The organism is Bacillus sp. JJ1764, assembly GCF_036962145.1.
GTDB lineage: Bacteria > Bacillota > Bacilli > Bacillales > Cytobacillaceae > Neobacillus.
Window position 1 is genome coordinate 1 of record NZ_JBALNY010000122.1, and the last position, 6,016, is coordinate 6,016.

5 protein-coding genes are annotated in these 6,016 nt (G+C 40.7%); 1 reads left to right on the forward strand and 4 read right to left on the reverse strand.

Going from position 1 to position 6,016, the window contains the following annotated elements:
- Positions 1-130: 130 nt before the first annotated feature.
- The 4 genes from V7083_RS16640 to V7083_RS16655 all read right to left on the reverse strand — a co-directional run bounded on the left by V7083_RS16640 (position 131) and on the right by V7083_RS16655 (position 5,046).
- A complete protein-coding gene (locus V7083_RS16640; RefSeq protein WP_335479873.1) occupies positions 131-1,609 on the reverse strand; it encodes a DEAD/DEAH box helicase in 1,479 nt (492 codons plus the stop codon).
- A gap of 201 nt (positions 1,610-1,810) precedes the next feature.
- The gene (locus tag V7083_RS16645) at positions 1,811-2,497 is read right to left on the reverse strand and encodes an alpha/beta hydrolase (protein WP_335479874.1); all 687 of its coding nucleotides are present in this window, start codon (positions 2,495-2,497) and stop codon (positions 1,811-1,813) included.
- 23 nt (positions 2,498-2,520) lie between these two features.
- Positions 2,521-3,897 (reverse strand): UDP-N-acetylmuramoyl-tripeptide--D-alanyl-D-alanine ligase, encoded by a 1,377-nt coding sequence (locus V7083_RS16650; RefSeq protein WP_335479876.1) that lies wholly within the window; start codon positions 3,895-3,897, stop codon positions 2,521-2,523.
- A 69-nt stretch (positions 3,898-3,966) separates the two neighbouring features.
- Positions 3,967-5,046 carry a D-alanine--D-alanine ligase gene (locus tag V7083_RS16655; RefSeq protein WP_335479878.1) on the reverse strand — a complete coding sequence of 360 codons (1,080 nt, stop codon included), beginning with the start codon at positions 5,044-5,046 and terminating at the stop codon, positions 3,967-3,969.
- 212 nt (positions 5,047-5,258) lie between these two features.
- Here V7083_RS16655 and V7083_RS16660 point away from each other — a divergent pair, with 212 nt between their 5' ends.
- The gene (locus V7083_RS16660; protein WP_335479881.1) at positions 5,259-5,915 is read left to right on the forward strand and encodes an urease accessory protein UreH domain-containing protein; all 657 of its coding nucleotides are present in this window, start codon (positions 5,259-5,261) and stop codon (positions 5,913-5,915) included.
- Positions 5,916-6,016: the final 101 nt, after the last annotated feature.

Sequence of the window (6,016 nt, forward strand, 5' to 3'; positions counted from 1 at the left end):
CACGAACGATTTTTCACCTTCCCCTGTCTGAAGTGCTCAGACAAAATAAAAAGTCCAATTCACTGTTGAATTGGACTAAAAATTTTAAATGGAAATTTAGTTTTTTTGTCTAAAAGTCCATGCTCATTGATTAATGATTGTAGCTTCTAGATTTTGGTTTACCGCTGTTCCGTTTTTCTCCGCTGCGAGGCTTTGCGGACGGTTTTTTTCTGCGGTCAGAGTAGCCGCGGGAATCATCTTTCCGACGACGATCTCCTCCACGATCATTTGGCTTTCTGTCCTTTCTAGAAGGAAGAGGCTGTTCTTCTGTCAACTTCACTGGAGTCGTATCCGGCTCTTTCGTTAACATTTTTAACACAGCTGCTACAACAGTTTGAGCATCATTTGTTTCCAATAGCTCTTCTGCGGCTGCTTTATAATATTGAAGATTATTGGCTTCAATCGTTTGTAGGATTTTATCCACTACCGCACGTTGCTGACCTTCAAGTGCTTCATCAAGGGTCGGCGGCTTCATTCTTTCCATTTTACGTTTGGTTGTTTTTTCAACAACAAACAAATACGGCTTTTCACGTGGTGTAATGAATGTCAACGCAACACCCGCTTTTCCGGCACGTCCTGTACGGCCGATACGGTGCACATAACTTTCAGGGTCTTGTGGAATATCAAAGTTATATACGTGTGTAACGCCTGAAATATCAAGGCCTCGAGCCGCTACATCAGTGGCAACAAGAACATCGATTGAGCCTTCTTTAAACTTGCGTAATACAGATAAACGCTTCGCTTGGCTTAAATCACCATGAATTCCTTCTGCAGTATAGCCTCTTAGATTTAATGCTTCAGATAATTCATCAACACGGCGCTTGGTCCGTCCAAAGATAATCGCTAACTCAGGTGATTGGATATCAAGAAGTCGTGTCAACACATCAAATTTACTTTTTTCCTGCACTTCTACATAATACTGGTCAATCAAAGGAACAGTCATTTCCTTCGTTTTCACACGAACGATTTGCGGGTCCTTCATGAACTTTTCAGCAATTCTTTGAATTGGACCAGGCATCGTTGCTGAGAATAACAACGTTTGGTGTTGCTCTGGAATTTCCTTCAAGATTGATTCAATATCCTCGATAAATCCCATATTTAACATTTCATCAGCTTCATCCAGAATAACTGTTTGAACATGGTCAAGACGAATCGTTTTTCTGTTGATATGGTCAAGTAAACGTCCTGGAGTCCCGACAATAATATGTGGGGCCTTTTTTAACGACCGGATCTGACGGCCAATATCCTGTCCACCATAAATTGGTAGTACGCGAACTCTTTTTCCTGCACCGATTTTATAAAGTTCCTCAGAAACCTGAATGGCTAGTTCCCTTGTTGGTGCAATGATAATCCCTTGAATGGCTTCCTGTTTTAAATCAATTTTCTCTACCAATGGAATCCCAAAAGCAGCAGTTTTTCCTGTTCCGGTTTGCGCTTGACCGATCACGTCTCTATTTTCCATGCTCAACGGAATTGTTTCTGACTGGATTGGGGTTGCTTCCTCAAAACCCATTTTGAGGACGGCTTTTAACGTAGCCTGGCTAATGCCTAATTCTTCAAACTTCGTCAATGTTTTCATTCTCCTTCATCTATTTAAAAATATTTTTCATAATTAGTGCTAAATCTATTCTCCCGAATCACCATAAAGAGATATGTTTATTTTACCAAAAAAAAGACATTCTCCAAAGGAGTATGCCTCATAACATTAATCTTTAGACACATAGTTAATAATAATACCATTTCTAATCCTATAAAGCAATAAAGACCCCGTTTAACATGATAAAAATTCCAACACCTCAACGAATAATGTTTCATTATCCTTGCAATGGCAAATATGGTGCTTTGAACCCTTGATATAGGTCAACTTCTTTTTTTCCGAGCCTATGGTTTGAAATAAATATTCCGCACTTTTCGGAGGAACAATTCCGTCACGATCTCCTTGAGCAATTAAAGTAGGAATTTTAACCTGGGGCAAAACCGGCTTAATAAATGCAACCAACTTACGGAATTGAATGGCCGCCGCTAGAGGCGTTTCTGTTAACTTGATTTTATATCGTAAAAACAGCTCATTTTTTTGAAGATTCCCGTTTACAAGATCTTTTAGCATTACTCTAAGATCACTGGCAAGCTGACGAGGATGAAAGTAATAAGCCGCAGCACTCAGTAAAATCAGCTTGTCCACAGGATATTGGGCCGCAAGAAAACTGGCAATCATTCCGCCCATGGAAAAACCTATTACATACACCTCATCACAGGTTGCGATCAGCGACTTTAGTTCTTCCTCTGCATGATGGATCCATTGCTGATAATGAATCCCCTTCAATGACAGCACTTCGCCATGCCCCGGAAGTGTCGGCACTCGGAAATCCCAATCTGTCTTTTCTTTTAAAAAAGTAACCAACGGCTCCACCTCATAGGGTGCCCCGGTGAAGCCATGAATACATAAGCAGCCAATCATCCTTAACACCTGCCCAATAAAGGCTATTTTTGTATAGCCTTCACGACTTCTTCCAATTTCATGCCGCGGGAAGCTTTGACAAGAACTAACGTCTGTTCATTTACAAAACCTTCTAATGTACCAATCAGCTCTTTTTTATCTAAAAAGGCAAAAACGCGTTCTTCTCCTAGTACCTTTTTCGCACCTTCTGCAATGTGGCTGCCTAATTTACCATAAGTAAACAATTTATCAATCTTTTCAGGATTTAATCCTTCACCGATTTGCAGATGATACTGCTCTTCCTGTGGACCAAGTTCAAGCATGTCACCAAGAACGAGAATCTTCTGCTCGTATCCTTGAAGATTTGAGACTAATTCAATAGCCGCCATCATGGAAGTAGGACTCGCATTATAAGCATCATTAATGACTTTTTCTCCGCGCTTCCCTTCCACTAGCTCCATTCTCATATTTGTTAGTTTGATTCCTTGTAGGCCCTCGGTCATCTGTTCAAACGGAATAGAAAAATGATGGGCAATCAACATAGCTGCCAACGTATTTAAGATATTATGAGTTCCCAATACAGGCAGATCAAATGTTTCTTCGGAAGCATTGATTTTAAACCGATTCCCCTGCTCAAGCTGAATAATTTCTGTCGGGAATAAATCATTTGTATCGTTTCTACCAAATGTTTGCACCTGAACTTCACCTTGATACGCGTGAATTCGTTCCATCAACAGCGGCTCGTCCCCATGCAGGACTGCCAATCCGCCATTTTGAAGTCCCTGCAAAATTTCCAATTTAGCCTCAGCAATCCCTTCACGGGAGCCAAGGTCTAGTAGATGAGACTCCCCAATGTTCGTAATGACAACGGCTTCCGGACAAGCAAGCTTTGTCAGAAATTCTATTTCCCCTTTAGCACTCATTCCCATTTCAAGGACAGCGATTTCCGTGTCTTCATGTAAGCCAAGAATTGTCAAAGGAAGACCGATATGGTTATTAAAATTACCTTCTGTTTTTTGGACTTTATATTTAAGAGAAAGCAGGCTTGAAGTGATATCCTTCGTTGTCGTTTTTCCGTTACTTCCCGTAATCCCTACTACTCTAATCGGCAGCTCCTGCCGATACTGGCGTGCTAATTCCTGTAGGGCCACCATGCAGTCGTCCACTATTAATATTGGCAGATCTTTAGGAGGGTTAGGTACATCTTTTTGCCAAAGAGCGGCAGCTGCTCCTTTTTTAATTGAATCTACTACATATTTGTGCCCATCCACATGTTCACCCTTAAATGGGATGAATAAATTACCTTCTTCGATTTTTCGGGAATCAATACATACTCCCGTAATCATTGTGTCTGCAAACGGGGTCACTTCATTTTGGGCCTGAACCATTTCAGCAATCCTTGTTAAAGATCGTTTTATCATTAATTGACGTCCCCCTTCCATTCTTCTTTTCAGAAAACAAACACGGCTTGAGGCCGTGTTATTCATTTTCTAAAACGTGAACTTAATCTTTTGTTTTACATCATGTCTCTCTTTAGCAAGCTGGACAAGACGCTTGATTAATTGTGGGTATTCCACACCAGTATGCTTCCAAAGCAACGGGAACATGCTAAATGGGGTGAATCCAGGCATCGTGTTTACCTCATTAATCAAAGCCTTTCCGTCTTTTGTTAAAAAGAAGTCAGCCCGAACAAGTCCTGAACAATCCAACGCCTTAAAAGCTTTAATGGCCATTTCCTTGATTTGTTGGTATTCTTCCTCCGTAATGTCGGCCGGAATGATCAAAGCCGTATTTCCATCTTCATATTTCGCCTTATAATCGTAGAAGTCTTTCTTCGGTACAATTTCACCTGCAACCGAACATTCAGGTTCATCATTTCCTAAAACCCCGACCTCAATTTCACGGGCTTCTACACCCTCTTCCACAATCACTTTGCGGTCAAATTGAAAAGCCTCTGCAAAAGCTGTTGCCAATTCCTCACGATTTCGGCATTTACTAATCCCTACACTTGAGCCAAGATTGGCTGGCTTCACAAAGCAAGGATAGCCCAGCTCCGCTTCTACCTTAGAATAAGTCTCTTCTTGAGTTTTTTCCCATTCACTTTTGATAAAAGAAACGTAGTTAACTTGCGCAAGACCTGCTTGAGCAAAGATGTTTTTCATAATGACTTTATCCATTCCTGCGGCAGAGGCAAGGACACCATTTCCAACATACGGCAAGTTTAATAGTTCTAACAGTCCCTGTACTGTTCCGTCTTCACCATTTGGTCCGTGCAGTAATGGAAAAATGACATCAAGAGCTCCGTCCTGTTGTGATTCTGTTTGGAAAAGCGCTGGTGCCAAAGCAGTGGGTGCAAGGGATGCCTCGTCAGCAAATTCGAGTTCCTTCACTGCTTCCACTGGTCCTGTTAGTTGAGGACCCTTAATCCACCGACCTTCTTCATTTATGTAAATCGGATGAATATCAAATTTGTCGTGATCCAATGCCTTGATCACCGCTAGTGCCGTTTGTAATGATACGCGGTGCTCAGCAGATTTTCCTCCATATAGTAAACCTAATTTTGTTTTCATAGGTGATACCCTCCATATTCTCATTCATTGTTTATTTTAACACTTTACTAAAGAAGATAGGAAATTCAGCCGTATCTTTTTTCTATCTAATTTATGAATAATACAGCTTGCTTAAAAACAAATCTATCGGAAATTTGTCATGATTTTCAACAATGGTAGGATATTTTTTCCTGTAATATGTTAATAGACTATTAAAAATGGAGGTGACATAAATGACGGGATCATTTTTTTCAATCTTAGTGATTGGATTTATTCTCGGAATCAAGCACGCGATTGAGCCTGACCACGTGATTGCCGTTTCAACCATAGCCAGCCAATCTAAAAGTATAAAGAAATCTTTATTTGCCGGTGTTTTTTGGGGAATTGGCCACACTTCAACATTGTTGATCTTCGGTATGTTTTTGATCCTCGCAAAAAATACAATAACCGATAAAATGGCGATGAGCCTTGAATTCCTCGTAGGTATTATGCTAGTTACGCTAGGCGTTTCAAGTCTGTTATCGATTGTTCACCATAAGCATCACCCGCATCCACATGAACGAACAAAAGGAAAACGTTCAAACGGTAAATCGTTTTTTATTGGATTTGTTCACGGGCTTGCCGGTAGTGCCGCCATGGTTCTCTTAACGATGAGCACCGTATCCACCATTTGGCAGGGTGCTTTGTATATTCTAATTTTTGGCTGCGGAACAGTCATTGGAATGCTTAGCTTCTCCACCGTAATCGGGCTGCCATTCGTATTAACATCCGGTAAAAAAATCAACCACCATTTAAACTATCTTGCCGGTGTCATCAGTATTGTTTTCGGAATTTATTATATGTATAACTTGGGTGTCACGGAAGGCCTGTTTTCGCTTTGGTTATCGTAAATTCTGCCCCTAATTTTAGGGGCTGTTTTTTTAAAAAAGCTCTACCCTGAAATAACTGTGGATAACTTTACTTTAGCAGTTAATTCATTTATTGATGTGCA

Bases quoted from the DNA above. Each gene is read 5' to 3' on its own strand.
- V7083_RS16645 (WP_335479874.1), bottom strand. From the start codon at position 2,497: ATGATTGGCTGCTTATGTATTCATGGCTTCACCGGGGCACCCTATGAG.
- V7083_RS16650 (WP_335479876.1), bottom strand. From the start codon at position 3,897: ATGATAAAACGATCTTTAACAAGGATTGCTGAAATGGTTCAGGCCCAA.
- V7083_RS16655 (WP_335479878.1), bottom strand. From the start codon at position 5,046: ATGAAAACAAAATTAGGTTTACTATATGGAGGAAAATCTGCTGAGCAC.
- V7083_RS16660 (WP_335479881.1), top strand. From the start codon at position 5,259: ATGACGGGATCATTTTTTTCAATCTTAGTGATTGGATTTATTCTCGGA.